At 67.0% G+C, this 23,903-nt stretch carries 21 protein-coding genes; 6 read left to right on the top strand and 15 right to left on the bottom strand.

Translation table 11 applies throughout. The features are described from left to right. Positions 1 to 2: 2 nt before the first annotated feature. The 3 genes from mnmA to WA670_RS17085 all read right to left on the bottom strand — a co-directional run bounded on the left by mnmA (position 3) and on the right by WA670_RS17085 (position 3,727). Positions 3 to 1,097, bottom strand: a complete 1,095-nt coding sequence (gene mnmA / locus WA670_RS17095) for a tRNA 2-thiouridine(34) synthase MnmA (RefSeq protein ID WP_037811810.1) — start codon at positions 1,095 to 1,097, stop codon at positions 3 to 5. Positions 1,098 to 1,101: 4 nt separating this feature from the next. After that, positions 1,102 to 2,298, bottom strand: a complete 1,197-nt coding sequence (locus WA670_RS17090) for a cysteine desulfurase family protein (protein WP_037811811.1) — start codon at positions 2,296 to 2,298, stop codon at positions 1,102 to 1,104. Positions 2,299 to 2,362: 64 nt separating this feature from the next. After that, a complete protein-coding gene (locus WA670_RS17085; RefSeq protein WP_134665612.1) occupies positions 2,363 to 3,727 on the bottom strand; it encodes an MFS transporter in 1,365 nt (454 codons plus the stop codon). A 357-nt stretch (positions 3,728 to 4,084) separates the two neighbouring features. Here WA670_RS17085 and WA670_RS17080 point away from each other — a divergent pair, with 357 nt between their 5' ends. Continuing rightward, the gene (locus tag WA670_RS17080) at positions 4,085 to 4,990 is read left to right on the top strand and encodes an NADP-dependent oxidoreductase (RefSeq protein ID WP_037811813.1); all 906 of its coding nucleotides are present in this window, start codon (positions 4,085 to 4,087) and stop codon (positions 4,988 to 4,990) included. 425 nt (positions 4,991 to 5,415) lie between these two features. On the opposite strand, the gene WA670_RS17075 is transcribed toward WA670_RS17080, so the two are convergent. The 4 genes from WA670_RS17075 to WA670_RS17060 form a co-directional block, all read right to left on the bottom strand. Then, the gene (locus WA670_RS17075; protein ID WP_037811814.1) at positions 5,416 to 6,306 is read right to left on the bottom strand and encodes a lysophospholipid acyltransferase family protein; all 891 of its coding nucleotides are present in this window, start codon (positions 6,304 to 6,306) and stop codon (positions 5,416 to 5,418) included. Beyond that, on the bottom strand, positions 6,303 to 7,085 hold the full coding sequence (locus WA670_RS17070; RefSeq protein ID WP_037811815.1) for a GNAT family N-acetyltransferase: 783 nt from the start codon (positions 7,083 to 7,085) through the stop codon (positions 6,303 to 6,305). Before WA670_RS17070 ends, WA670_RS17075 begins: the two co-directional genes overlap by 4 nt. 177 nt (positions 7,086 to 7,262) lie before the next feature. Beyond that, positions 7,263 to 8,222 (bottom strand): electron transfer flavoprotein subunit alpha/FixB family protein, encoded by a 960-nt coding sequence (locus WA670_RS17065; RefSeq protein WP_037811816.1) that lies wholly within the window; start codon positions 8,220 to 8,222, stop codon positions 7,263 to 7,265. Positions 8,223 to 8,250: 28 nt separating this feature from the next. Then, positions 8,251 to 9,036 (bottom strand): electron transfer flavoprotein subunit beta/FixA family protein, encoded by a 786-nt coding sequence (locus WA670_RS17060; protein ID WP_037811817.1) that lies wholly within the window; start codon positions 9,034 to 9,036, stop codon positions 8,251 to 8,253. Between the two features lie 243 nt (positions 9,037 to 9,279). On the opposite strand from WA670_RS17060, the gene WA670_RS17055 reads away from it, so the two are divergent. Then, positions 9,280 to 10,119 carry a DegV family protein gene (locus tag WA670_RS17055; protein WP_043839119.1) on the top strand — a complete coding sequence of 280 codons (840 nt, stop codon included), beginning with the start codon at positions 9,280 to 9,282 and terminating at the stop codon, positions 10,117 to 10,119. On the opposite strand, the gene WA670_RS17050 is transcribed toward WA670_RS17055, so the two are convergent. After that, on the bottom strand, positions 10,097 to 10,528 hold the full coding sequence (locus WA670_RS17050; protein ID WP_037811819.1) for a hypothetical protein: 432 nt from the start codon (positions 10,526 to 10,528) through the stop codon (positions 10,097 to 10,099). The two genes, WA670_RS17055 and WA670_RS17050, sit on opposite strands and share 23 nt — an antisense overlap. Positions 10,529 to 10,581: 53 nt before the next feature. Here WA670_RS17050 and WA670_RS17045 point away from each other — a divergent pair, with 53 nt between their 5' ends. The 3 genes from WA670_RS17045 to WA670_RS17035 are packed head-to-tail and all read left to right on the top strand — an operon-like array spanning position 10,582 to position 13,390. Beyond that, positions 10,582 to 11,355: a class I SAM-dependent methyltransferase gene (locus tag WA670_RS17045; RefSeq protein ID WP_037811820.1), complete on the top strand. Its 774-nt coding sequence runs from the start codon at positions 10,582 to 10,584 to the stop codon at positions 11,353 to 11,355. After that, complete coding sequence (locus tag WA670_RS17040) at positions 11,352 to 12,881, top strand: 1,4-alpha-glucan branching protein domain-containing protein (RefSeq protein WP_037811821.1); 1,530 nt, start codon at positions 11,352 to 11,354, stop codon at positions 12,879 to 12,881. The genes WA670_RS17045 and WA670_RS17040 overlap by 4 nt, the downstream gene beginning before the upstream one ends. A 17-nt stretch (positions 12,882 to 12,898) precedes the next feature. Beyond that, positions 12,899 to 13,390 carry a glutathione peroxidase gene (locus tag WA670_RS17035; RefSeq protein WP_037811822.1) on the top strand — a complete coding sequence of 164 codons (492 nt, stop codon included), beginning with the start codon at positions 12,899 to 12,901 and terminating at the stop codon, positions 13,388 to 13,390. Positions 13,391 to 13,890: 500 nt separating this feature from the next. Here WA670_RS17035 and WA670_RS17030 read toward each other — a convergent pair whose 3' ends face one another. Further along, positions 13,891 to 15,705, bottom strand: a complete 1,815-nt coding sequence (locus WA670_RS17030; RefSeq protein ID WP_037811823.1) for a glycoside hydrolase family 2 protein — start codon at positions 15,703 to 15,705, stop codon at positions 13,891 to 13,893. Positions 15,706 to 16,236: 531 nt separating this feature from the next. Between WA670_RS17030 and WA670_RS17025 the strand changes: the two genes are divergently transcribed. After that, positions 16,237 to 17,490, top strand: coding sequence for a glycosyltransferase family 4 protein (locus tag WA670_RS17025; protein ID WP_037811824.1), 1,254 nt, complete (start codon positions 16,237 to 16,239; stop codon positions 17,488 to 17,490). Positions 17,491 to 17,558: 68 nt separating this feature from the next. On the opposite strand, the gene WA670_RS17020 is transcribed toward WA670_RS17025, so the two are convergent. The 6 genes from WA670_RS17020 to aceA form a co-directional block, all read right to left on the bottom strand. Then, the gene (locus WA670_RS17020; protein WP_134665620.1) at positions 17,559 to 18,020 is read right to left on the bottom strand and encodes a MarR family winged helix-turn-helix transcriptional regulator; all 462 of its coding nucleotides are present in this window, start codon (positions 18,018 to 18,020) and stop codon (positions 17,559 to 17,561) included. Positions 18,021 to 18,222: 202 nt separating this feature from the next. Further along, positions 18,223 to 19,014: an alpha/beta fold hydrolase gene (locus tag WA670_RS17015; protein ID WP_037811825.1), complete on the bottom strand. Its 792-nt coding sequence runs from the start codon at positions 19,012 to 19,014 to the stop codon at positions 18,223 to 18,225. A gap of 132 nt (positions 19,015 to 19,146) precedes the next feature. After that, a complete protein-coding gene (locus WA670_RS17010) occupies positions 19,147 to 19,551 on the bottom strand; it encodes a DMT family transporter (RefSeq protein ID WP_051728875.1) in 405 nt (134 codons plus the stop codon). A 34-nt stretch (positions 19,552 to 19,585) separates the two neighbouring features. Beyond that, positions 19,586 to 19,903 carry a DMT family transporter gene (locus WA670_RS17005; RefSeq protein ID WP_037811827.1) on the bottom strand — a complete coding sequence of 106 codons (318 nt, stop codon included), beginning with the start codon at positions 19,901 to 19,903 and terminating at the stop codon, positions 19,586 to 19,588. Positions 19,904 to 20,745: 842 nt separating this feature from the next. Continuing rightward, positions 20,746 to 22,350 carry a malate synthase A gene (gene aceB, locus WA670_RS17000; RefSeq protein ID WP_336158262.1) on the bottom strand — a complete coding sequence of 535 codons (1,605 nt, stop codon included), beginning with the start codon at positions 22,348 to 22,350 and terminating at the stop codon, positions 20,746 to 20,748. A 70-nt stretch (positions 22,351 to 22,420) separates the two neighbouring features. Continuing rightward, positions 22,421 to 23,710, bottom strand: a complete 1,290-nt coding sequence (gene aceA, locus WA670_RS16995) for an isocitrate lyase (protein WP_037811829.1) — start codon at positions 23,708 to 23,710, stop codon at positions 22,421 to 22,423. Positions 23,711 to 23,903: the final 193 nt, after the last annotated feature.

Raw genomic sequence — 23,903 nt, 5'->3', positions numbered from 1 at the left:
GATCAGCGCGTGCCAGAAATCTTGGCACTCCCGAGCACAAGGTCGCCGGCCTGGTCGTCTTGCCGATAAAGAACAACGACCTGGCCAGGTGCCACACCGCGCAGCGGCTCCCGCAGTTGGATGGAGACTCGTCCGTCTTCATCCACTTCGGCGACCGCATCGGCAATGCCCCCATGCGCGCGAACCTGGACGGTGCATTCGGTCGGCCCGTCCAATGCTCGTCCGCTCGGCCAGATCGGGCGGTCCGCGTCGATGGCGTGGACACCGAGGTCTGCCGACGACCCGACCTTCACCGTGCCCGAAACAGGTTCAAGCGAAAGGACATACCGCGGTCGCCCATCAGCGGCCGGCGCATCGATGCCGAGGCCCTTCCGCTGGCCGACGGTGAACCCGTGCACGCCAGTGTGATGCCCAAGCACCGCGCCGGTCTCTGCATCGACGAGTTCGCCAGGACGTTCGCCGAGTCGCTTCTCCAAGAACTTCTTGGTGTCGCCATCCGGGATGAAGCAGATGTCGTGGCTGTCCGGCTTCCGCGCGACGGAAAGCCCGCGCTGCTCCGCCTCGGCACGCACATCCGACTTCCAGGAGTCGCCCAGCGGAAACATCGCATGACGCAGCTGCTCTGGCTGCAGGGAAGCCAGCACGTACGACTGATCCTTGCCTTCGTCCGCGCTCCGGCGAAGTTCCAATTCGCCGTCAACGGTCGCCAGGCGCGCATAGTGACCGGTCGCGACAGCATCGAAGCCAAGAGCGAGCGCCTTCTCAAGCAGCGCCTCGAACTTGATCTTCTCGTTGCAAGTCACGCAAGGATTGGGCGTACGTCCGGCGGCGTACTCGCCGACAAACGTCTCAACGACCTCTTCGGTGAAGCGCTCCGCGAAATCCCAGATGTAGAACGGGATACCGAGGATATCCGCGGCCCGGCGAGCGTCGTGTGAATCTTCGATGGTGCAGCAGCCGCGGGAACCTGTCCGCAGCGTGCCAGGTTGAGCTGAAAGCGCCAGGTGCACTCCGACGACATCGTGGCCGGCGTCCACTGCACGCGCGGCGGCGACGGCCGAGTCGACTCCTCCGCTCATTGCGGCCAGTACCCGCATTGCTTTACACCTCTTGCTTCTGGGTCTGCTTGCGCATGCCGGCGAGGCCGGCCTGTCGGGCACGGGTGACGACGCCACCGATCTCGCGCGCCAGCGTGTGCACGTCGTCCAGTGTCGACGTGTGGCCAAGCGAGAATCGGAGCGAACCGCGAGCCGCGGCGGCGTCTGCCCCCATTGCCAGGAGGACGTGGCTTGGCTGCGCGACACCCGCGGTGCATGCCGAGCCGGTGGAGCACTCGATGCCCTTGGCGTCCAAAAGCATCAGCAGGCTGTCGCCTGCGCAGCCGGGGAAGGTGAAGTGAGCGTGGCTCGGCAAACGCTCGCCGTCGCGACCATTAAGAATCGCGTCCGGGACCTCCCGCAAGACCGCGGCGACGAGTTCGTCGCGCAGCTTCTCAACTCGGTCGGCGTACTCTGCGCGGCCGCTGATCGCCGCTTGGACAGCAGCGGCGAAGCCAGCAATCGCTGGGACGTCGAGAGTGCCCGAACGAACGCTGCGTTCCTGGCCACCGCCGTGGAGGACCGGGACACATGACGTATCCCTGTCAAGAAGCAGCGCACCGACGCCGTACGGGCCGCCAAGCTTGTGACCGGTCAGCGTGAGTGCGGCTGCGCCGGATGCGGTGAAGTCGACCGGAATTGCACCGACGGCCTGGACGGCGTCGGTGTGCAGGGGGATGCCGTACTCGTTGCAGACCGCGGCGAGGGCGGCGACCGGATTGACCGTGCCGACCTCGTTGTTCGCCCACATCACCGTTGCCAGGGCGACAGTCTCCGGTGCCGATTCAATCGCCGCGCGGAGCGTTTCCGGCGAGACCCGGCCCTGGTCGTCGACTTCGAGCCAGGTGATCTCGGCGTCGGAGTGCTGCTCAAGCCACTCGACAGTGTCGAGGACCGCGTGATGCTCGACCGTGCTGCAAAGGATGCGACGCCGGGCCGAGTCCTCGCCATGGCGAGCCCAGAAGATGCCCTTGACCGCGAGGTTGTCACTCTCCGTACCGCCGCCGGTGAAGATAATCTCCGAGGGCCGCGCGCCCAGAGCGGCGGCGATCACTTCGCGCGCTTCCTCGACGGCCCGCCGAGCACGACGGCCCGAAGAATGCAGCGCGGAGGCGTTGCCCACGGTGGACAAAGCCTCAGTCATCGCCGCAATGGCTTCGGGCAGCATCGGAGTCGTTGCCGCATGGTCGAGATAGGTCATCGCTCTATCAGGGTAGACCGATGCGGCCTGTGACGAAGCTCGCCCCGGGCCGCGGAGTGGCACGTCACACCTGTTTCGGCCACCTGCTCGTGAGTTGGACGCCGAGCAGCGCCAGCAGGACGAGGGCGATACTGAGCAGTCCCATCGCGGAGGACGGCTGGGCGGCGGACGCGACAGCGGCCAGGAGTACCCCGCCGAGCCCGATGAGCAGCGCTGATCCGACCCAGTCGGCGAGCTGCATCGCGGAGGTGTTGAAGCCGCGCTCTCCCTCCGGGGAGTAACGCAGTAGGAGGACCGAGATGGCGGGCATCGCGATTCCCATCCCGGCCCCGCCGACCGCGCAAACAGCGAAGGCCACCCAGGCCGGGAACCACGGTTGGGCGACAAAGCCGAAGCCGACCAGGCCGATCGCGACGAGTGCGAAACCAGTACGCAGCGATGCCTCGCGGGACCAGTCGAGGAACCGGCCTTGGAGGGCGGATGCGGCGGACCAGCCGAGAGCGGTGATGGTGAGCGGCAAGCCAGCGAGTGCGGGGCTGTAGCCGTGAACGGCGGTCATGGTCAGTGGGAGATACGCCTCCATTCCTGCATATGCGCCGGCGATCAAGGCGCGGGAGGCGACCACCGTGGGCAGTCCGGGGCGAAAGGTCATCGTTCCGGCAGGCAGGAGTTTGCGCAGTGCGACGGCTAGCGCGACAAGACCCAGGGTTCCGTATGCGATTGCGGCAGGCGATGGGTGTTGGGCGGCCCAGCTCAGGGCGGCAACGCCGAGCGCGGCGACGACGGCGGCGATGACGCCCGCGCGACGTCCGGCTGGCAGCGGCACATGGGCAGGCAAGCGGCGAGTGATCTTGTAAAGGAGAGCAATTCCGATCCCGACCAGGGGAAGCAGCCCGAGGAAGACCCATCGCCAGCCCACCGTCACGGTCACCACGCCGGCGACGGACGGGCCGATGACCGCGGGGAGAACCCAAGCGGTCGCGTTCGCCGCGTAGATGACGGGGCGTTCGCGGTCGGTGAACGTCAGTGCGATCAGCAGCGAGACGGACACCAGCAGAAACCCCGAGCCGAAGCCCTGCAGGGCTCGGCCGACCAGGAGCGTCGGCATCGTCGTGGCGATGCCTGCGACAGCTAGTCCTGCGGCAAACAGAGCCGGCCCCACTAGCAGTGCTGGCGCTGGGCCTCGACGGTCGCCTAGCCGTCCGGACAAGACGGTGGCGACGACGCTCGCCACCAGGAACGTGGTGAACGGCCACGAGTAGAGCGCAAGACCGTGAAGTTCGGCGACCAGCGTCGGCATCGCGGTGGCGACGCCCATGTTTTCAAAGGCCACCAGCGTGACCACAAGCAACAGCCCGACGGTGACAAGGCGGTGTTCGCGACTCCAGAGGACACTTTTTCGAGGCTGCGCTTCGACGGCCTGGCTCATGATCGGAAGCTTGCAACCTCCAGCGCTCTGGAGGTCAAGCCACCCGTAGGTCTTCAGGGGTGAACAGTGGGGCGGATCGCATCCAGGGTGGATCGTTGCCTCAGGTTGGCGTCAGCCCGTGGATGCGGCGGCGGGCCGAGCGAGGGTCGCTCGGCACAGGAAGTTGATGACACCGGGTAACTGGCGACGTCGTTGCAGTCGCCTAGAACGATGGATCAGGCTCAGAGCTGGTGGTCGAGCGCGACAGAGCCCGGGTTTTGCCGTTGACTGGCGAATCGAGCGTGCGGTTCGGAATGCGCCGGATGCTGGCTGGCTTTAAGTAGGACGTACGGCGACCGAAGGAGAGTGCGAACCGAGATGCGAGCCATCACTTTCGCCGAGTACGGCGGGCCCGAAGTGCTGCAACTGAACGAGGTTCCGACACCGGAGCCTGGCCCGGGGCAGGTCCGGGTCGCGGTCCGGCGCGCGGGGATCAACCCGATCGACTGGAAGATTCGTTCGGGGGCGATGGCTGGCGGTGCGGCGCTCAAAACTCCGCAGATTCCGGGGTTGGAGATCGCCGGAGTGGTCGACGCGGTGGGCGACGGTGCTGAATTCGGCGTCGGAGATGAGGTGTTCGGCTGGTCGGCGACCGGCGGATACGCGGAGTACGCGCTCGGCGGTGCGATCGTTCGCAAGCCTGTCGGCCTCTCCTGGGAAGACGCGGCTGCGTTGCCGGTTGCTGGCGAAACTGCGTTGCGCGTGTTGCGGCTGCTCGACGTCAAAGCTGGCGAGCTGTTGGTTGTCCACGGAGCGAGCGGCGCTGTCGGTCGTTTCGCGACACAGATCGCGGTCGCATTGGGCGCGACGGTAATCGGGACGGCTGGACAACACAATCTCAATGAGGTGAAAGCGCTGGGTGCGATTCCAGTGCGTTACGGCGACGGGTGGCTCGAGCGGGTCCGTGCAGTGGCGGACCGACCGGTCGATGCGGTGTTCGACGCGTCCGGCCATGGCGTTTTGCCGGAATCGATCGAGTTGCGCGGGTCGAAGGATCGCATCGTGACCATTGCCGACGGTGCGGCCTTCGAACTCGGAGTGCCGTTTTCGTCTGGTGGCCAGGACGGACAGACACAAGAGGTCCTGAACGAGATCCTCGGATATGTACACAACGGGTTGCGGATTGCGCAGGGTAAGACGTTCCCCTTGGCGGAAGCAGCGGCTGCGCAAGAGGAGAGCCGGAACGGGCACCCCGGCGGGAAGCTGACTCTTGCCATTTCTTGACCATGTTCGTCGGCTAGCCTTGAGGACGACACGGCTCGGCAAGTTGGTGTTGCCGGTTTACGGCGACCGCGGCGCGTAGGCCGTTGCCGCTCAGTGGCGAAAAGGCTAAGCACCGTGGGCAGACGCGCCGACGATACGCGACTGTCGCCATTCAGCGGCGAGAGATGTGAGTCGCGGAAATTAGGCGCGCCGACCTGAGTGATTCGCCGCTGGGAGGCGAGTGGCGGATGACGAGGTGGCGGTTACAGGCGACGAGCGGGTAGCCATCCGGCGGTGAGGCGAGTCGGGCGGCTGTCGCCATTGAGTGGCGAATGGGCTGGTCCACTGTCAGCCGAAAGGCTAACCGCGGCTGGGCTGGGAGCCGCGGAGAAGGTGTCGCCAAAAAACGGCAACTCCCCTCCGCGGCCCCGTGACCAGGGGGTTCGTCAGTGCGCAACCGGCTGGGAATCCGCAGGGCGGCCGACGAGAACCCGGCGACGACGCTGCGGCGGGATGCGGACTGTGCCGAGGGCCGAGTGGACAGCCGCTTCGGCAAGGGCGGCCAGCGAACGGCGGTCCTCTGCGCGGCCGGGAGCGATCTCCGGGCACACATGCACTTCCAGCACCAGGCCGCGCAGCGCGGCGACCCGGCGTAAAGACGCGATGAGCGACTCCGGTCCGATGAACGCCGGCTGACTGGTTTCGCGGCCATCGGCGAGGCGGTAGCGGAGGGCGATCGGCCGGACCGGAACACCGCCGTCGATCGCGGCTTGGAAGGTGGCCGTCGTGAAGCGGCCGGAGGCCAAGCCGCACCAGGTGGTGCCCTCGGGAGTCACGTTGACGAGCGCGCCGGCGCGGAGGCTGTCGGCAAGTTCGGACATGGTGTCCGGCAGAGCGCGCAAACGGTTGCGGTCCAGGAAAATGCTGCCCCCGCGACGGACAAGCGCCCCTAAGATCGGCCAGGAGGCGATCTCGATCTTCGCGAGGGCCCGCATCGGGCGCAGCGCGTTGATCGCAATGATGTCCAGCCACGAGATGTGGTTGTTCACCACGAGCGCACCGCGACCCGCGGGGGCGGCGAGGAGGAAGTCCCCGCCGCCGACCACGGACATCCGCACGCCGAACGCCCTCAGCACTGCCCGGAAGATCCGGCGCACCAAGCGTTCCCGGCTCCGGCCGCGAATCACCAGCAACGCCGGCGCGAGCAGCAACGCCGCGAAGACTACTGAAACCGCTGCGGTGAAACGCAAAATCCGTCGCGGCAGGCCGACCGTCGGTGCGCCGTCGGTGAGGCAACCGTCACCGCAGGGCGACGTCGGCATCCATGCGTGGCTCATCCTTGCGCCCCGAGGAAGAACTTCAAGTAACGCTCGTCGACCTGCTGCAGATCAAGAAGGACGAAAAAGTCCGCGACCCCGAAGTCGGCGTCGAGAGCCGGCGGGCCGCACACTTTGGCGCCGAGCCGCACGTAACCCTTGATGAGCGGCGGAAGCATGGCCCGGTCGGGACGTGGGATCGCGCCCGGTTCCCAGGGCGTCAACGGCGAGACGCGCAACGAGTCGTCGGCGTGATGCTTGGTGCGCAAGACATCCCAGACGCCCGCGGCATAGCTGCCGCCGTCGTCGATCGGGACCGAAGCGCACCCGGCGAGATAGCGGTGTCCGGAAAGGAGCATGTAGCGCGCGATCCCGGCCCACACCAGGCTCACGACGGCACCGCTGCGGTGGTCGGGGTGGACGCAAGACCGTCCGGTCTCGACCAAGGACGGCCGCAGGGCGGCGAGCGTCGTCAGGTCGAATTCGCTGTCCGAATAAAGCTTTCCAGCCTGCGCGGCGCGCTCCGGCGGAAGCATGCGATAGCAGCCGACGATCTCGCCGGTGTTGTCGTCGCGGACGACGAGGTGGTCGCAGAATTCGTCGAAGTAGTCGACGTCCCGGCCGGGCTCCGGGGAATGCAGTTCCGCCCCCATCTCCTCGGCGAAAACCCGGTATCGCAGTTTCTGTGCGGCGAGCACTTCATCGTTCCCGTTGGCGACCAGAAGCGAATACCGCGGAGCGCCTGCGGGAAGGTCGGCACCCGCCTGATCAGTACTGACGAGGAGCTGTGACGACGTCATGGTCAAGGTGTACCTGCCGGTAAGCGGCCTCGGAGAGTGCCAATCGATGACCGGTCAGTGCACGTTGAGTTAATTGCGGGTTCTCAGGTTCCTCTCAGGCAGCTGGGAAGCTTCCGGAGAACGCGGAAGGCCGCCGCGTGGCGAGCACGCGACGGCCTTCCGAGCGAAAAGAAAACGTCAGCCCTTGCGCTTGTCGACCGCGTCGGTCAGCTGCGGCGCGACGTTGAACAGGTCGCCCACCACACCGAAGTCGGCGATCTCGAAGATCGGGGCCTCGGCATCCTTGTTGACCGCGATGATCGTCTTCGAGGTCTGCATGCCGGCGCGGTGCTGGATCGCGCCGGAGATGCCGAGCGCGATGTACAGCTGCGGCGACACCGTCTTGCCGGTCTGGCCGACCTGGAACTGCGCTGGGTAGTAGCCGGAGTCGACGGCCGCACGGGACGCGCCGACAGCCGCGCCGAGCGAGTCGGCCAGCTTCTCCACGACGTCGAACTTCTCCGCCGAGCCGACGCCGCGGCCACCGGACACGACGATCGACGCCTCGGTCAGCTCCGGCCGGTCGCCGCCGACGACCGGCTCGATGCCGGTGATCTTGGCGGACTTCGCCGGGTCCTGCGCCGGGATCTCGACGGTCTCCTCGGCGGCCGCGCCGTCGGCGGCCTCCGCCTCGACCGCGCCCGGACGCACCGACACGACCGGCGCGCCCTTGGCGGCCTTGGCCTTGACGGAGAACGCCCCACCGAAGATGGACTGGTCCACGGTGCCGTCGGCGTTCACGCCGACCGCGTCGTAGAGCAGACCGGAGCCCAGCCGCAGCGCGACCCGCGCGGCCACCTCCTTGCCCTCGGCGCTGGCGGCGACGAGCACCGCGGCCGGGGAGACCTGCTCGGCGAGCTTCGCGAGCACGTCGACCTTCGGCGTCACCAGGTAACCGGCGGCGTCGTCGCCCTCGGCGACGTACACCTTCGCCGCGCCGTGGCCGGCGAGCGCTTCCTTGGCCTTCGCCGCGGTGCCGGTCGGGCCCACCACGACGGCGGAGGGCTCGCCGAGGGCGCGCGCAGCGGTCAGCAGCTCGAGCGTGACCTTCTTGACATCACCGTCGACGTGGTCGACGAGGACGAGTACTTCAGCCATTTTCCGGAATCCTCCTCGAAACCGTGTCTCAGATGAGCTTCTGCGCGACCAGGTACTCAGCGACCTTCGAGCCGCCGTCGCCCTCGTCCTCGACCTTCTCGCCCGCGGTGCGCGGCGGCTTCGGCGAGGCCTCGACGACCGTCGACCACGCGTTGGCGAGGCCGACCTCGCCCGCGTCGATGCCCAGGTCGGCGATGGTCAGCGTCTCGACCGGCTTCTTCTTCGCGGCCATGATGCCCTTGAACGACGGGTAGCGCGGCTCGTTGATCTTCTCGCTCACGCTCACCAGCGCCGGCAGGTTCGCCTCGAGGTGGGTGATGCCGTCTTCGGTCTCGCGGTCGGCCTTCACGGCGGAGCCCTCGACGGTCAGCTGACGCACATAGGTCAGCTGCGGCACGCCGAGCAGCTCGGCGAGGATCGCGGGCACGGCAGCGCCGCGGCCGTCGGACGCCTCGTTGCCGGCCAGGATCAGGTCGAAGCCCTCGACCTTGCCGACGGCGGCGGCGATGACCTTCGCGGTGGCGATCGCGTCGGAGCCGTGCAGCGCCTCGTCGGAGACGTGGATGGCCTTGTCGGCGCCCATGGAGAGCGCCTTGCGGATCGCGTCGGTCGCGCGGTCCGGGCCGACCGAGATCACGGTGACTTCGCCCTCGCCGGCTTCCTTGATCTTGAGGGCCTCTTCGACGGCCTTCTCGTTGATCTCGTCGAGCACGGCGTCGGCGGATTCGCGGTCAAGGGTGTTGTCGGAACCGGAGAGCTTCCGCTCCGAGTAGGTGTCCGGTACCTGCTTGACCAGGACAACGATGTTCGTCATGGGTCTTCTTCGACCTCCCGGTTGGGGCCGGCTCTCGGCCGCGGGACAGTGCTCTACTGAGCGGTAGATTAGGGGCAATTCCGCGGCCGGACCCCTCGAGGTGACGGCATTCACCTGGATGAGCAATCTAATGGGACCATCGTCCCAGTAGTTGGCCGGTTAGCCCTTCCAGCGCGCCGCTCGCCCGATCGGAGCAACGGTCACTTACTCGCAGTAGGCCGTTAGGGGTTACGCTCCGGCACCATGTCCGCGCACATCGCCGTAGTCACCGACTCGACCTCGTGCCTGCCCGAGCAACTCGCCGCTCAGTGGCGAATCAGTGTCGTCCAGGTCCAGCTGCATGTCGGCGACCAGACGGACGACGAGCACCGCTTCGACCGGAGCGAGCTCATCCAGACGATGAAATCCGGCGCGGCCGTCACGACTTCGCCGCCGGATCCGGGCGCGTTCTTCTGGAGCTACCAGGACGCGGCCTCCGCCGGCGCGTCCGCCATCGTGAGCCTGCACATCTCCGGACGGCTTTCGCAGACCGTCGAAGCCGCCCGCGAAGCCGCCCAGCAGGTCCGGATTCCGGTGCACATCCTCGACAGCGGGACGGCGAGCATGAGTCTCGGCTACGCAGCGGTGTCCGCCGCCCGGGTCGCCGGGGCCGGCGGACAGCTCGAACGGGTGTTGGACGCCGCGGAACGACGAGTGCGCAACTCGACCGAACTGATCTATGTCGACACGCTCGAGTACCTGCGGCGATCAGGACGGATCGGCGCTGCCCAGTCGATGCTCGGAAGTGCGTTCGCGATCAAGCCGCTGCTCACCGTCCGCAATGGAGAAGTGAGCCCGCTCGCCCGCGTTCCCGGCACTAAACGAGCGATGAACCGGCTCGTCGACCTGGCGGTGAAGGCCGCGGGCGACCAGCCGGTGGACCTCGCGGTGACCCGGTTCGGCTCTGACGAGAACGAGATCGTCCGGCGGCTGCGGGAACGCGTGCCGGGCGCGGGCGAGATCGTGGTGGGCGACGCAAGCACCGTGATCGGCGCTCACGTCGGCCCGGGTGCGCTCAGCATCACGGTGTCGCCGTCGAACTGATCTCGATTCGCCGCCCCGGGACCACAAGCACCACGAGCGGCAGCAGGACCGTCACCGCGAGCCCGCCAATGATGAGCACCTGGTCGAGCTGCGGATAGTGCCCGACGTGACCCGCGTGGTAGACGAGGTGCGGGACGGCGAACAGCAACGCCGCGATCGCCACCAGCCTCGCGACAGCTGTGGTGCCCATCACGGCAGCGCCCACCAGCATCGCGCCGAGCGCCAGGCTGAGGCCGCCGAAATCGATGATGAAGTGCTCGTTGTAGGGCCCGTCCATGGAGACCCAGCCATGCCGGAAACCGGGAAAGTCCTGGTAAAACCCCATCGGGTCGAGCAGCGGCCACAGCCCCTGCACCAGGGTGTAGAGACCGAGCAGGATCAGGAGGATGCGCGTGATCGTCCGTTGCATACCGCTGGAACGAGACGGCTGCGCGAAACGTGACAGGCGCTAGGGTCGCGCAGGTGACCAACGCAGCCACCCGGGCCGAGGCACTGCACCTCACCGGCGAACGGACCGTCCCCGGCATCCCCGAGGAAAATTACTGGTTCCGCCGCCATGAAGCCGCGTACCTCGCCCTCCTCCCCCACTGCACCGACGCGACGGTGCTCGAAGCCGGCTGCGGCGAGGGCTACGGCGCCGGGCTCATCGCCCAGCATGCCCGGCGAGTGCTCGCACTGGACTACGACGTACCGACCACCGAGCACGTTGCACGCCGGTACCCAAGTGTCGACGTCGCGCGCGCGAACCTGGCGTACCTCCCGTTGCAGGACGGCGCGGTCGACGTGGTGGCGAACTTCCAGGTGATCGAGCACCTCTGGGACCAGGACGGTTTCCTCGCCGAATGCTTCCGGGTCCTGCGCCCGGGCGGAAAACTGCTGGTCACGACCCCGAACCGACTAACTTTCACGCCGGACAGCGACACCCCGCTCAACCCGTTCCACACGCGCGAACTGGCACCGTCCGAAATGGACGACTTGCTGCGCGCAGCCGGGTTCACCGTGGCGGCGCTGAACGGGCTGCACCATGCGGAATCCCTGCGCACCATGGAAACCCGTTACGGCGGCTCGATCATCGACGCCCAACTAGACGTCGTCATGGGTTCGCTCCCCGGGCAGGCCGCCTGGCCCGCCGACCTCCTCGCGGACGTCGCAGCGATCCGGGCCGACGATTTCGCCGTCCACAGTGACGACCTGGACGCGAGCCTCGACCTGGTGGCCGTGGCGGTGCGCCCGTGAGCGCCCGGAATCCCGCCCACGAAGGCACGTTCTGCCTCGTCCTGCACAGCCACCTGCCATGGCTGCCGCACCATGGCAGCTGGCCGGTCGGCGAGGAGTGGCTGTACCAGGCGTGGACACATTCGTACCTGCCGGTCGTCGACCTGCTGCGCCGATTCGCCGCTGAGGGGCGACGCGACGTCCTGACACTCGGCATGACGCCGGTTCTCGCCGCACAGCTCGACGATCCGTACGCCATCCGCGCCTGCCACGACTGGATCGGCCATTGGCAGCTGCGCACGCAGCACGCATCGACGCTCTGGCACGGCGATCCATTGCTGCGCGACCTGGCCGCCGCCGAGCACCAGGCCGCGATGCACGCCACCGAAGAGCTGGAAACGCGCTGGCGGCACGGTTTCTCGCCCGTCCTTCGGTCGCTTGTGGACAGTGACACGATCGAACTGCTCGGCGGGCCGCTGGCGCATCCGTTCCAGCCGCTCCTGGATCAGCGAGTGCGACGGTTCGCTCTCCAGGCCGGGCTCGAGGACACTGCGCTGCGCATCGGCCGCGCACAAGAAGGTATTTGGGCACCTGAATGTGGTTACGCACCGGGGATGGAACAAGATTATCACGATGCCGGTGTGCGACGCTTCCTTGTCGACGGCCCTTCACTCCATGGTGACACTTCGGCCGCGCATCCCGTCGGAGACTCCGACGTCGTCTGCTTCGGCCGCGATCTCGAAGTCACCTACCGGGTTTGGTCGCCGAAAGCCGGCTATCCAGGCCATGCCGCGTATCGGGATTTCCACACCTGGGCACATGAAGTCGGACTGAAGGCGTCGCGCGTCACCGGAAAAACCGTTGAGCCACAAGACAAAGCTCCATACGATCCTGCGCTCGCCGCAGACGTTCTAGGTTCGCACGTCAAGGATTTCGTCGAGACAGTCGTCGCGCGGTTGAGGTCTCTCCGCGAGCAACATGGCCGCGAGTCGCTAGTGGTTGCGGCATACGACACGGAACTCTTCGGACATTGGTGGCACGAAGGGCCCGCGTGGCTCGAAGGAATCCTGCGCGCACTGCCCGAAGCAGGCGTCCGGGTGACCACGTTGCGCGGCGCGCTCGAGGCTGGCCACCTAGGCGAACCGGTCCAGCTGCCCGCATCCTCATGGGGTTCCGGCAAGGACTGGCGTGTATGGGACGGCGAGCAGGTCGCGGACATGGTGCAGGACAACACCGCACTGCAGGCCCGCCTGCTCGACCTGGTCGATAAGCAGGATGGGACCACTCGCGACGCCGTTGCCGATCAGGCCGTCGCCGAGGCGATGATGGCACTGTCCAGCGACTGGGCGTTCATGGTCACCAAAGACTCCGCCGCCGACTACGCCCGCCGGCGCGCTCGTGTGCACACCGAGCGGTTCGACGCCTTGGCAGGGTTGCTGCGCAGCGGAGATCGCTCTCGCGCGCTCGCCCTGGCCGAGGAATACCGCCGGGCCGACGGCCCGTTCGGACATCTGGACGCGCGCACCCTGCGGCGTCCTCGCGCATGACGATCGAAAGGAACTCCATGGGAATCCGCGACCTGCCCCTCAAGACTCTGTCTGGCGAAGACGCCACTCTTGGCGGACCGCTGGCCGGCAAGACGCTGCTCGTGGTGAATGTGGCGTCGAAGTGCGGGTTGACGCCGCAGTACACCGGCCTGGAACGCCTGCAAGAACGCTACGGCGACAAGGGCTTCTCGGTCGTCGGGTTCCCCTGCAACCAGTTCGCCGGTCAGGAGCCAGGCACGGCGGAGGAGATCCAGACGTTCTGCTCCACCACGTACGGTGTGTCTTTCCCGCTGTTCGAAAAGGTCGACGTCAACGGCGAAGACCGGCACCCGCTCTACGCGAGCATCACGGAAACTCCCGACGCGGACGGCGAAGCCGGTGACGTGCAGTGGAACTTCGAGAAGTTCCTGATCAGCCCGGACGGCAAGGTGCTCGGTCGCTTCCGGCCGCGCACGGAGCCCGAAGACGAGACGATCGTCGCGGCGATCGAAGCGGCGCTGCCTGCTTGAGCTCCGGTCCTGCTCTCCGGCCAGCGTTCATCGCGGCCGGAGGGCATTTGCCGTTTTTCGGCAACTGCTGGCAAACGCCGAGGCGGCTGGCTTCCCAAGGAGACAGCGCTAGCCGTTTGCTGCCGTTGCCGCTCAGTGGCGAAAGATCCGGCGTTCCTCACCTCTGCTTGTCCGCGGTGGTGTCGCCACTTATCGGCGACTGACGACCAGCGCCATAAGTCGCCACGAGTGGACGTCACCGCGCACCACAACGTCAGGCCGGTGCCACGACCGAGGATGCCGTCGCCGTTCAAAGGCTAATTCGGCAGTGACGTCGGCACAGCACGGTGGACGGTGACCCGCCATGTCCGAACTGGACGAAACCCTGGCAGCTTCGAAACACCGTTGGCCAGTTCGTCGCCAGTGAGCGGCGAATCGCAAGTCGGCCTGGTTCGTCCCCCAGGCCGCAGCCCAGTGCAGGGCTGCCTGTCTCGCGTTGCCGCTCAACGGCGAATTGCAGGTCAACGGCTGTCCGAAGCCTCGCCAGCCAGTTCGGCCGCGGTCTTCACGTCGGGATACGAACCACGCGCGATCACCGCTCGGTTGTGGTTCGCGGCGTCGGTGAAGTCGAGCTTTTCCACTCGGCGGTCGTAGGTGAGGAGGCCGTTCACTTCGTTCTCTACATCAGTGGTCTGAGTATAGATCGCGCCGGACAACCCCAGATCGGAAACCAACCGTTCGAGGCGTTCACTCACCTCCGCGTACCGGCGAGTGAGATGCGTGGAATCCGCCGTCATTTCGTAGGCGTTGGGCGGACCTGGCCAAATGTGGTCGTCGAGCACCAAGCCCAGGCCGCCGTATTCACCGTCCACCAGGGCGCGATGGTCCCCCTCGTGCGGCTCCCCTGGCCCGACGTAGGTGTGGTCGTCGTAGATGTCGCCAGCACCAGTGTCGGGGCGAGAGAAACAGCAGTTCACGCCGCTGTTGGCGATCACCAGCCGAGTCGGGTCGAGTTCCTTTACGAGCGCGGCAATCCGGGCAGTGTCGAATTCTCCCCAGCCTTCGTTGAACGGCACCCAGGCGACGATCGACGTGACGTTGCTCAGCTGCGCGACCATTTCCCGCAGTTCGGCCTCGAACCGTTGTTGTCCTTCGGGCAGCGGATCCGGCGCGTGCCCGGGCGGTCCGGCGAACGAGACGACCAGTGACGGCATGTCCTGCCAGACCGCCAAACCCAGCCGGTCCGCCCAGTAGTACCAGCGCGCGGGTTCGACCTTGACGTGCTTGCGGACCAGGTTGAACCCGAGTTCCGTCGTCTTCTCCAGATCGAACCGGAGCGCCTCGTCTGTCGGCGCGGTGTAACCGCCGTCCGGCCAGTAGCCCTGGTCGAGTGGTCCGTGCAGGAAGGTGATCCGGCCGTTCACAGCGATCCGTGGCTGTCCGTCGACATCCGGGACGATTTCTACCGTTCGCAGGCCGCAATAACTGGCGACTTCGTCCAATACATCACCGTGCGCATCGAGAAGCCGGACGGTGATGTCGTAGAGAAACGGATCGTCGGGAGACCACGGATGCGGTTCCGGAAGGTTGGCTCGCAGCCGCGCGCCGGCGGAGCTCCGAACGCGTACTGCCTCGTCGCCGTTTGGCGGCGAAACGATCAGCTCCACTTGAGCGCCACCGGTGACCTGCGGGAACACAGAGACGCCTGATAGGTCCGAGGTGATTTCGAGGAAGGAAACGCGCTCGTTCGGCACCGGCTCGACCCAGACGGTCTGCCAAATTCCCGACGTCGGGGTGTAGCAGATACCGCCAGGTTCGTTGCGCTGCTTGCCGATCGGGTACGGCTCGATGTCCGTACGGTCCTCTGCGCGAACGGTAATTTCCTGCGGTCCCGATGCACGGAGCGCGTCTGTGATGTCCGCGGAGAACGACGTGTACCCGCCCTCATGGGTGACCACCGTCTGGTTGTTGACCCGAACCTCGGCTTTCTGGTCGACTGCACCGAAATGCAGCAACACCCGTCGCCCGCGCCAGCTTTGCGGAACCTCGAACAACCGCCGATACCAGAGCACTTCGTCGCGTCGGCCGATTCCGGAGAGCGCCGATTCCGGCGCGAAGGGAACCAGGATGCGCTCGCTGTACCCGACAGGGCGCGGCTCCGCGGGCGAAGCGGGCCATCCTGCGTACTCCCAGACGCCGTTGAGGCTCAGCCATTCCGGCCGGCGGAGCTGGGGGCGTGGGTACTCGGGCAGCACCGCGGCCGGGTCGACTCGGTCGGTCCACGGGGTGGTCAGTGGCGGATCCGCTCGCTGCCATTCGGGCTCTGTTGGAGTCATCACTGGTCATGGTGGCATGAGAATCGCGTTCCGCGGCATGGCTTGGGCGCCACCTGGGCAGCCGACGACCCAGGCCCTGCGCGACGGTCATGTCGGCTGTCGGTGGTCGCTGGCTGGCAACTGGTCCTCGGTGGGGGGTCCCCCGGCGAGACGGTGGAGATGCCGTCGACAACCTCATCGCCACTGAGTGGCTAATCGCTGGTCAGCAGCTCGTCAGCGCGCTTCGCCCGCGGGCGCAGTAGGCGTGCCGCGGCGCGTGAGGGTTGCTGGTCGCGGTGGGTGGCTGCAGCAGGAACGTATGTATTCGGCCTGGTGCTCCCTGCGGACCGCGGCGGGGTGCTGAGCTGCGGGGATGCGGTGGTCGCGAGCCGTCGGAGCGGCTGCGCGGACCTTTTGCCGTTTTTTGGCGAAACGCTCTGACCAGCTCGTTCTTGCCTGCTCAGGCACTTTTTCGCCAGCAGAAGGCGAGGCTTTCCGCCGGTCGTTCGGGCGGCCGCCCCGGGGTAAGCGACTGGCGAGTAACCTCGGGCCATGCGCGTGCTGATGTTGTCCTGGGAGTACCCGCCGGTGGTCATCGGCGGGCTGGCCCGGCACGTTCACGCGCTGGCGAGGCACCTCGCGCAGCAGGGCCACGACGTCGTCGTCCTCTGCCGGCACACCGCGGGCACCGACGCCTCGACACATCCGCGCAGCGATCGGGTCATCGAGGGGGTCCGGGTCGTCCGCGTGGCCGAGGATCCGATGCACCTGACTTTCGAGCGGGATCTCGTCGCGTGGACCCTCGCCATGGGCCACGCCATGATCCGGGCGGCGCAGGATTTGCTCCGCACGTGGCAACCCGACGTCGTCCATGCCCACGACTGGCTGGTCACGCATCCGGCGATCGCGGTCGCCGAGGCTGCCCGGGTGCCGCTCGTCGGGACGATCCACGCGACCGAAGCGGGCCGGCATTCGGGGTGGCTGTCGCATCCGCTCAACCAGCAGGTGCATTCGGTCGAATGGTGGCTGGCCAACCGCGCCGACGCGGTGATCACCTGTTCGCAGGCCATGCGCAAGGAGGTCGCGCACCTCTTCGAGATCGACCCTGCTGACGTCGCGGTGATCCACAACGGCATCGAGGGGCGCAGCTGGCGCGTGTCGTCCAGCGAGGTCGCGAGGATGCGGGAGCAGCACAGCCCGGACGGGGCTCCGTTCCTGCTGTTCTTCGGCCGGCTTGAGTGGGAAAAAGGCGTGCAAGACCTGCTGGCCGCGCTGCCCCGGATCCGCCGACGGTTTCCGGGGACTCGGGTGGTCGTCGCCGGTAAAGGGCGACATCACGACGAACTCGTCGCGCAGGCTCGAAAGCTGCGGATTCGCCGGGCGGTGGACTTCGTCGGTCATCTTTCCGACCGCGACCTGCGAGCTCTCCTCGCTGCGGCCGATGCGGTCGTGCTGCCGAGCCGGTATGAGCCGTTCGGGATTGTCGCGCTGGAGGCTGCTGCCGCGAAAGCGCCGTTGGTGGCGTCGACCGCGGGCGGGCTCGGCGAGGTTGTCATCGACGGGGAGACCGGCTTGGCCTTCGCGCCAGGTGACGTCGCGGGTCTCGCCTCATCCGTGACGACTGTCTTGAGCGACGTCCCGGCTGCGACCCGGCGCGCGCGTGCAGCACAGGCCCGGCTGGGCGCGGACTTCGACTGGGGACGGATCGCTGAGGCGACCGTCGAGGTTTATCGGCGGGCTCGGGTCGGCGAACCGGTAGAGTTGGGACGGCCGAAGATCGCGACTGGCAATGCGTTCGAGGTGTAAGTTAAACGCTGGTCGCAGGTGGTCGGCGAGATTCGCCGTTCAGTGGCGAATACCTGGTCAGAGCGCTTTCAGCGGGGATCGACGGCGGCGATGAGGTCGCGGTAATCGGGGTCCGCTGCCACGCGGTCGAAAGCGTTCGCCAAGGCTGCTTCGTAGACCGGGACGGCTTTGCGCAACGTGGCTCGTCCGGCGTCGGTGATTCCGGTGTAGACGCCTCGGCGGTCGTATTCGCAGAGACGTCGTTCGGTCAGACCGGTCCGCTCGAGCCGGCCCACCAGGCGGGTCGCGGAGCTCTGGTTGAGTGACGTCGCGTCCGCGAGCTCCTGCATGCGGAGTTCGCCGTCGGGGCGATCGGCCAGCGACATCAGGGCGACGAATTCCGAGAAGCCCAGGTGCAACTGGCGTTGCAGGGCTTGCTCGACCTCATGGTCGATCCGGCTGCGAAGGGCCATCATGCGGGGCCACATCGCGCCGAGGGTGGTGAGTTTCGCACCGGCCTGCTTGCGGCCAGGGGAAGGTGTGGTGGTCACGCGAACGACCTCTCCGGCAAAGCCTTGTCCAGCGTCGAGAAGTGACGCCGAGACCTCTTGTATAGCACATGTGCGTGCATGCAATTGTGCGTTCGTCAAGCCTCTCATGTCCGGAGATCGCGGTGGTCTGCATGGCGCTGGGAGATGGGAGAATTCGGGTTTTCTGGCTACGTGAGCAGTCTCGGCCGCTCGGTGGTACCGGTCAGGCCAGCGTCTGCAGGAACTGTTGCAGCAACGGGTTGACCTGCTCTGGATGAGTCAGAGTTGGGGTGTGGGCCGCGCCGCGGATTACGTGCACCTCGCCGGCGTTCGGGAGGCGTTCGCTCAGCAGGTCCATACGGTCGCGCGGAAGGGAAACGTCTTGCTCGCCCCACATCAGCAACGCCGGGCAGGTGATTTCGTTCAGTCGGGGCGAGACGTCGTCTCGTTCCAGCAGGCAGTGCGCGGCTGGGCCTAGCGGCAGTGCGGGTTCGGCACGCCATCGTGCGCGCAACTCGTCACGCAGGTCGGATTCTCCGAGCAGCTGTGTCGACAACGGTACGATGAGGTCATCGATTGGTCCGTACTCGCGCAATGCGGCGAACATGCCGCCGTAGGCTGCTTTGTCGGCTGGGTCGCACGGTGTTGCTTCGGTGTCCCAGAGCACCAGGCCTGCGACCCGTTCGGGTGCCAGCAAAGCGATTCGTAGCGCGGTGAATCCGCCTTGGGACAGTCCGCCTGCGACGGCGCGTTCGATGCCCAGGTGGTCGAGCAGGCCGAGCGCGTCTCGGGCTTGGTCCCAATAGGTGTATGAGGTGCCGGGGTCGTCATCCGGGGTTTGCCCGTGGCCGCGGGCGTCCCAGGTGATCAGGCGCCACGTGGGCGCGAGCACCGCTGCTTGCGGCGAGAACGTTGAGTGGTCCAGGAAGTAGCCGTGTCCCAGGAGCAAGACCGGTCCGTCTCCCCCGGTGTCGGCGAAGAAGAGCGGGCGGTCGTTGACGGTCGCCATCGGCATTGGCTGGCCTCCAGGTTCGTCGCAAGCAATGGTGCAGCGTAGTGACGAAAACGTGCTGACGGTGCCCGCCGCCAGAGTTAGGCAGATTCGCTGCCAACTGGCGGATTTGGCGGGACGTCGGGCTGGATACGGTCAGTCGTCAGCCTTCGCCGAATCGGTGGATCCGCCGGCGAGTTTGAGGCAGATGACGCCGGTGATGATCACTGCCAGGAACAGGATGCGCAGCGGTCCCAGACTTTCGCCGAAGATGATCGCGCCGAAGATCGCGGCGCCGCTCGCGCCGATACCCGTCCAGACCGCGTAGCCGACGCCGACGTCGATGGTGCGCAAGGCCAGGCTGAGCGTGAAAATCGTTGCGGCGGCCGTAATCACCGTGGCGATCGACCACGGCAGGTTGGTGAAGCCTCGGCTGCCGTCCGTGCTGACGGCGAACGCGATTTCGCAGACTCCGGCGAAGAGAAGGATGCCCCATGCTCGGCGATTAGTCTGCGTACTCTCCGGTGTGATGGCTGGTGCTGCTTCGGGCTGAACGGACACGGCGGAAATCCTTTCGGGAGCGGGAAGAGGAGCGTCAGGCACCGGTTAGCTGGAGACCGATGATGCCGCAGATCACCAGGCCGAAGCCGATGAGCTTGCGCCAGTTGAGCTTCTCTTTGAAGATCAGCGCGCCCAGCAGCACGATGCCCACCGAGCCGAGACCGGTCCAGATCGCGTAGCCGACGCCGACGTCGAGGGTCAGCAGGGCCCGGCTGAGGAAGAAGATGCCGCCGGCCGCCATGACCAGCGTGAACACCGACGGCCACAGCTTGGTGAACCCGTCCGTGGCGTTGGCTCCGAGCGCGAAGGCGATCTCGAAGAGCACAGCGATGCCGAGGTAAAGCCAATGCATGGGTTTCTCCGGATGCGAGTCAGATCGGAAGCTGCCCGGCACCCTCGCCGGCGACGCTCCCCCAGGTAGTTACATGTGCAATATATGTATGTCGAATCAAATAGGCAAGGTGTGTTCGGCAGTTGGACGGCGCGGCTTCGGGTGCCTGCCGCGGAAGGGAGCCGTCGTGGCCAGGAGGGCGATCGAAGGCTTGAAATGGGCGTCTACCAGGCATTCGCCATTGAGCGGCAACGGTGGTTCGGCCGGGCGACGGCGGAGTCGGGCAGATCGGCGCAGCTCGTTCGCGTTATCGGGCGGACCGGGTTAGGAGCCGAGATCTCCGTGGGATAGGCCGTTCGAGGAGCGATGGCTGAGCGTGGTCAAGGGGCTGGAGACCGGTTGAAGAGAGCGGGCGAAATCCATCCGGCGCGGGCGTGTCAGGGACTCGGCGACATCGGGCGTCGGGGCTGGAGCGCGGGTCCGAACTGGGTAACGCGGTCGAACTGGCAGCGGTGATCGGCTTGATCCGCGACGAGAGGCGAGATCAAGCGCGACCTGGGGCGTACGCGGGGTTCGCCACTGAGCGGCCACGACACCGCCGACCCGAACAGCACCCGGGGTTCGGGCAGCGTGCGTGCGGAAGTGAGCGAGAAGCCAAGCCACGGCCAAGCCCGAAGCATCGAAAACCCGCGAAGCCGAAAACCCGCGCCCCTCGCCGCTCAACAGCGAAGGAGCGCGGGTCCGGAAAGACCCGGGTCCGGTGGCGGGGAGCCTCCGCCACCGGACCCGTCCCCTGCACCATCCCAAAATGTGGTGCTGGGTAACCGGTCGCCGGTGGTCAGGTCACTGGCGACCGGAGCCTGTCACCGCTCGGTCAGGTAGCGGGCGTAGGCGACAGTCGTGAGGAAGCTCGGCAGCTTCTCGCCGAGGGCGGTCTCGGTGAAGATCGCGCGGGCGTCGTCGAGGCGGGCCGACGAGCCGAGGTCCGTGCGGACCTTCGTCAGTTCGTCGTCCAGGAATTCGACGGCCAGCTCGTGGGTCAGCGCCGTGCCGTCCTCGAGCTTCGTGCCGTTGCGGATCCACTGCCACACCTGGCACCGCGCGATCTCCGCCGTCGCGGCGTCCTCCATGAGGTTGTGGATCGCCGCGGCGCCGGTGCCTCGCAGCCAGGAGTCGATGTAGCGGAGGGCGACATTGATGTTCGCCCGCACGCCCGCTTCGGTGACCTCGCCGCCGGCGCTCGCGACGTCGAGCAGGTCCGAAGCGTCGACAGTCACGTCTTCACGCAGCTTGCCGAGCTGGTTCGGCCAGCCGCCGAGCACCTGGTCGAACACCTCGCGGCACACCGGGACCAGGCCGGGGTGCGCGACCCAGGAGCCGTCGAAGCCGTCGCCGGCCTCGCGTTCCTTGTCCTGGCGGACCTTCTCGAGCGCGTTCTCGTTGGTGACCGGGTCCTTGCTCGGGATGAACGCGGCCATCCCGCCGATCGCGTGGGCCCCGCGGCGGTGGCAGGTGCTGACGAGCAGTTCGGTGTAGGCGCGCATGAAGGGGACCGTCATCGTCACCTGGGCACGGTCCGGCAGCACGAAGTCGGCGCCGTGCGCGGAGAAGTTCTTGATGACGCTGAAGATGTAGTCCCACCGTCCGGCGTTCAGGCCGGCCGCGTGCTCGCGGAGTTCGTAGAGGATCTCGTCCATCTCGAAGGCCGCGGTGATCGTCTCGATCAGCACGGTCGCGCGGATGGTGCCGCGCGGGATGCCGAGTTCCTTCTGCGCCAGCAGGAACACGTCGTTCCACAGGCGCGCTTCCTGGTGGCTTTCCAGCTTCGGCAGGTAGAAGTACGGGCCGCTGCCGCGCGCCAAAAGCTGCCGGGCGTTGTGGAATAAGTACAGGCCGAAGTCCACGAGGCTCGCCGAAACCGGGCGGCCGTCGATGCGGATGTGCTTCTCGACCAGGTGCCAGCCGCGGGGGCGGGCGACGATCGTCGCCGGGTCGTCGCCGATCGTGTAGCGCTTGCCGGCCTCGGTGGTGAAGTCGATGTTGCGGCGGATGGCGTCGAACAGGTTGAGCTGGCCGTCGACGACGTTGTGCCAGGTCGGCGACGTCGCGTCCTCGAAGTCCGCCAGCCACACCTTCGCGCCGGAGTTGAGCGCGTTGACCGTCATCTTCCGGTCGGTCGGGCCGGTGATCTCGACGCGGCGGTCCTCCAGACCGGGCGCGACGGGGGCGATGTGCCAGCTCTCGTCCGACCGGATCGCCCGCGTTTCGGGCAGGAAGTCCAGCTGCTCCTCCCCCGACTGCAGCCGCTCGCGACGGCGGCGGCGCTCGTCGAGGAGTTCGCGGCGGCGTCCGGCGAAGGTGTTGTCGAGTTTGGCTACGAAGTCCAGTGCTGCCGGGGTGAGGATCTCGGCGAAGCGGCCATCGGCGGGCCCGGTGACCTCGATGCGGGTGTTCAACGTGTCAGCCATCTCGTACCTCCGCGAAGGGGGAAAGGGAAGGGGCGGGCCGGCGACCGGAATCGCCGGCCCGCGGGGTGCGTCAGTGGAACTGGTCTTCTTCGGTCGAACCCTTGAGCGCGGTGGTCGAGCTCTCCGGGTTCAGCGCGGTGGACACCAGGTCGAACCAGCCGGTGCCGACCTCGCGCTGGTGCTTCGTCGCGGTGTAGCCGCGCTCCTCCGAAGCGAACTCGCGCTCCTGCAGGTCGACGTAGGCGCTCATGCCGTTGCGGGCGTAGCCGTGCGCCAGGTCGAACATCGAGTAGTTCAGCGCGTGGAAACCGGCCAGCGTGATGAACTGGAACTTGTAGCCCATGGCGCCGAGCTCGCGCTGGAACCGCGCGATGGTGTCGTCGTCGAGGTGCTTCTTCCAGTTGAACGACGGCGAGCAGTTGTAGGCCAGCATCTGGTCCGGGTACTGCGCCTTGATCGCCTCGGCGTACTTGCGGGCGACCTCGAGGTCCGGCGTGGAGGTCTCCATCCACAGCAGGTCGGCGTACTGCGCGTAGGCCAGGCCGCGGTCGATGCACGGCTCGATGCCGTTGTTGACCTCGTAGAAGCCCTCGGAGGTGCGGCCGCCGGTGAGGTACTTGCGGTCGCGCTCGTCGACGTCGCTGGTCAGCAGGGTCGCGGCCTGGGCGTCGGTGCGGGCGACGACCAGGGACGGCACGTTCAGCACGTCGGCGGCGAGACGGGCGGCGTTCAGGGTGCGCTCGTGCTGCTTGGTCGGGATGAGGACCTTGCCGCCGAGGTGGCCGCACTTCTTCTCGGACGCGAGCTGGTCTTCCCAGTGCACGCCCGCGGCACCGGCCGCGATCATGCCCTTCATCAGCTCGAACGCGTTCAGCGGACCGCCGAAGCCGGCTTCCGCGTCGGCGACGATCGGGGCGAACCAGTCGATGTCGCCGTTGCCCTCGGCCCAGTTGATCTGGTCGGCGCGGCCCAGCGCGTTGTTGATGCGGCGGACGACGGCCGGGACCGAGTTGGCCGGGTAGAGGCTCTGGTCCGGGTAGGTCTGGCCGGCGAGGTTGGCGTCGGCGGCGACCTGCCAGCCGGACAGGTAGATGGCCTTCAGGCCGGCGCGCACCTGCTGCACGGCCTGGTTGCCGGTGAGCGCGCCCAGCGCGTGGACGTAGTCCTCGCTGTGCAGCAGCTCCCACAGCTTCTCGGCGCCGCGGCGGGCGAGGGTGTGCTCTTCGACGACAGAACCGCGAAGCTTCACCACGTCGGCGGCGGAGTAGGTCCGCTGGACACCCGCCCAGCGGGGGTCGGTCTTCCACTGCTCGGCCAGCTCGGCCGCCGCCTGCTCGAGCTGATTGGCCTGCTCGGTCATCGGACTCTCCCGTGTTGCGAAGTTTGCGATTGCTCGCCTTGCCTGGTCACGACCCTGACACGAGCGGGAAAACTCGGTCCACTGCTCCAATTTGCCAATTTCTGCGAAGATTGCCTAGCATGTTGCAAAGGTTGCGAATCTGCTGTTCGCAACCGCACCGAAAATTCGCGGGCTTGATCGTTCACGTAATCGT

It is taken from the genome of Amycolatopsis sp. VC5-11, assembly GCF_037034185.1.
Classification (GTDB): domain Bacteria; phylum Actinomycetota; class Actinomycetes; order Mycobacteriales; family Pseudonocardiaceae; genus Amycolatopsis; species Amycolatopsis nivea.
Note: the sequence above shows the minus strand (reverse complement) of the source record. Positions and strands in the feature narration are given on the sequence as shown.

Excerpts from the sequence above, each read along its gene's own strand:
- mnmA (WP_037811810.1), bottom strand. The coding sequence starts at position 1,097 with ATGCGGGTACTGGCCGCAATGAGCGGAGGAGTCGACTCGGCCGTCGCC.
- WA670_RS17090 (WP_037811811.1), bottom strand. The coding sequence starts at position 2,298 with ATGACCTATCTCGACCATGCGGCAACGACTCCGATGCTGCCCGAAGCC.
- WA670_RS17085 (WP_134665612.1), bottom strand. The coding sequence starts at position 3,727 with ATGAGCCAGGCCGTCGAAGCGCAGCCTCGAAAAAGTGTCCTCTGGAGT.
- WA670_RS17080 (WP_037811813.1), top strand. The coding sequence starts at position 4,085 with ATGCGAGCCATCACTTTCGCCGAGTACGGCGGGCCCGAAGTGCTGCAA.
- WA670_RS17075 (WP_037811814.1), bottom strand. The coding sequence starts at position 6,306 with ATGAGCCACGCATGGATGCCGACGTCGCCCTGCGGTGACGGTTGCCTC.
- WA670_RS17070 (WP_037811815.1), bottom strand. The coding sequence starts at position 7,085 with ATGACGTCGTCACAGCTCCTCGTCAGTACTGATCAGGCGGGTGCCGAC.
- WA670_RS17065 (WP_037811816.1), bottom strand. The coding sequence starts at position 8,222 with ATGGCTGAAGTACTCGTCCTCGTCGACCACGTCGACGGTGATGTCAAG.
- WA670_RS17060 (WP_037811817.1), bottom strand. The coding sequence starts at position 9,036 with ATGACGAACATCGTTGTCCTGGTCAAGCAGGTACCGGACACCTACTCG.
- WA670_RS17055 (WP_043839119.1), top strand. The coding sequence starts at position 9,280 with ATGTCCGCGCACATCGCCGTAGTCACCGACTCGACCTCGTGCCTGCCC.
- WA670_RS17050 (WP_037811819.1), bottom strand. The coding sequence starts at position 10,528 with ATGCAACGGACGATCACGCGCATCCTCCTGATCCTGCTCGGTCTCTAC.
- WA670_RS17035 (WP_037811822.1), top strand. The coding sequence starts at position 12,899 with ATGGGAATCCGCGACCTGCCCCTCAAGACTCTGTCTGGCGAAGACGCC.
- WA670_RS17030 (WP_037811823.1), bottom strand. The coding sequence starts at position 15,705 with ATGACTCCAACAGAGCCCGAATGGCAGCGAGCGGATCCGCCACTGACC.
- WA670_RS17025 (WP_037811824.1), top strand. The coding sequence starts at position 16,237 with ATGCGCGTGCTGATGTTGTCCTGGGAGTACCCGCCGGTGGTCATCGGC.
- WA670_RS17015 (WP_037811825.1), bottom strand. The coding sequence starts at position 19,014 with ATGCCGATGGCGACCGTCAACGACCGCCCGCTCTTCTTCGCCGACACC.
- WA670_RS17005 (WP_037811827.1), bottom strand. The coding sequence starts at position 19,903 with ATGCATTGGCTTTACCTCGGCATCGCTGTGCTCTTCGAGATCGCCTTC.
- aceB (WP_336158262.1), bottom strand. The coding sequence starts at position 22,350 with ATGGCTGACACGTTGAACACCCGCATCGAGGTCACCGGGCCCGCCGAT.
- aceA (WP_037811829.1), bottom strand. The coding sequence starts at position 23,710 with ATGACCGAGCAGGCCAATCAGCTCGAGCAGGCGGCGGCCGAGCTGGCC.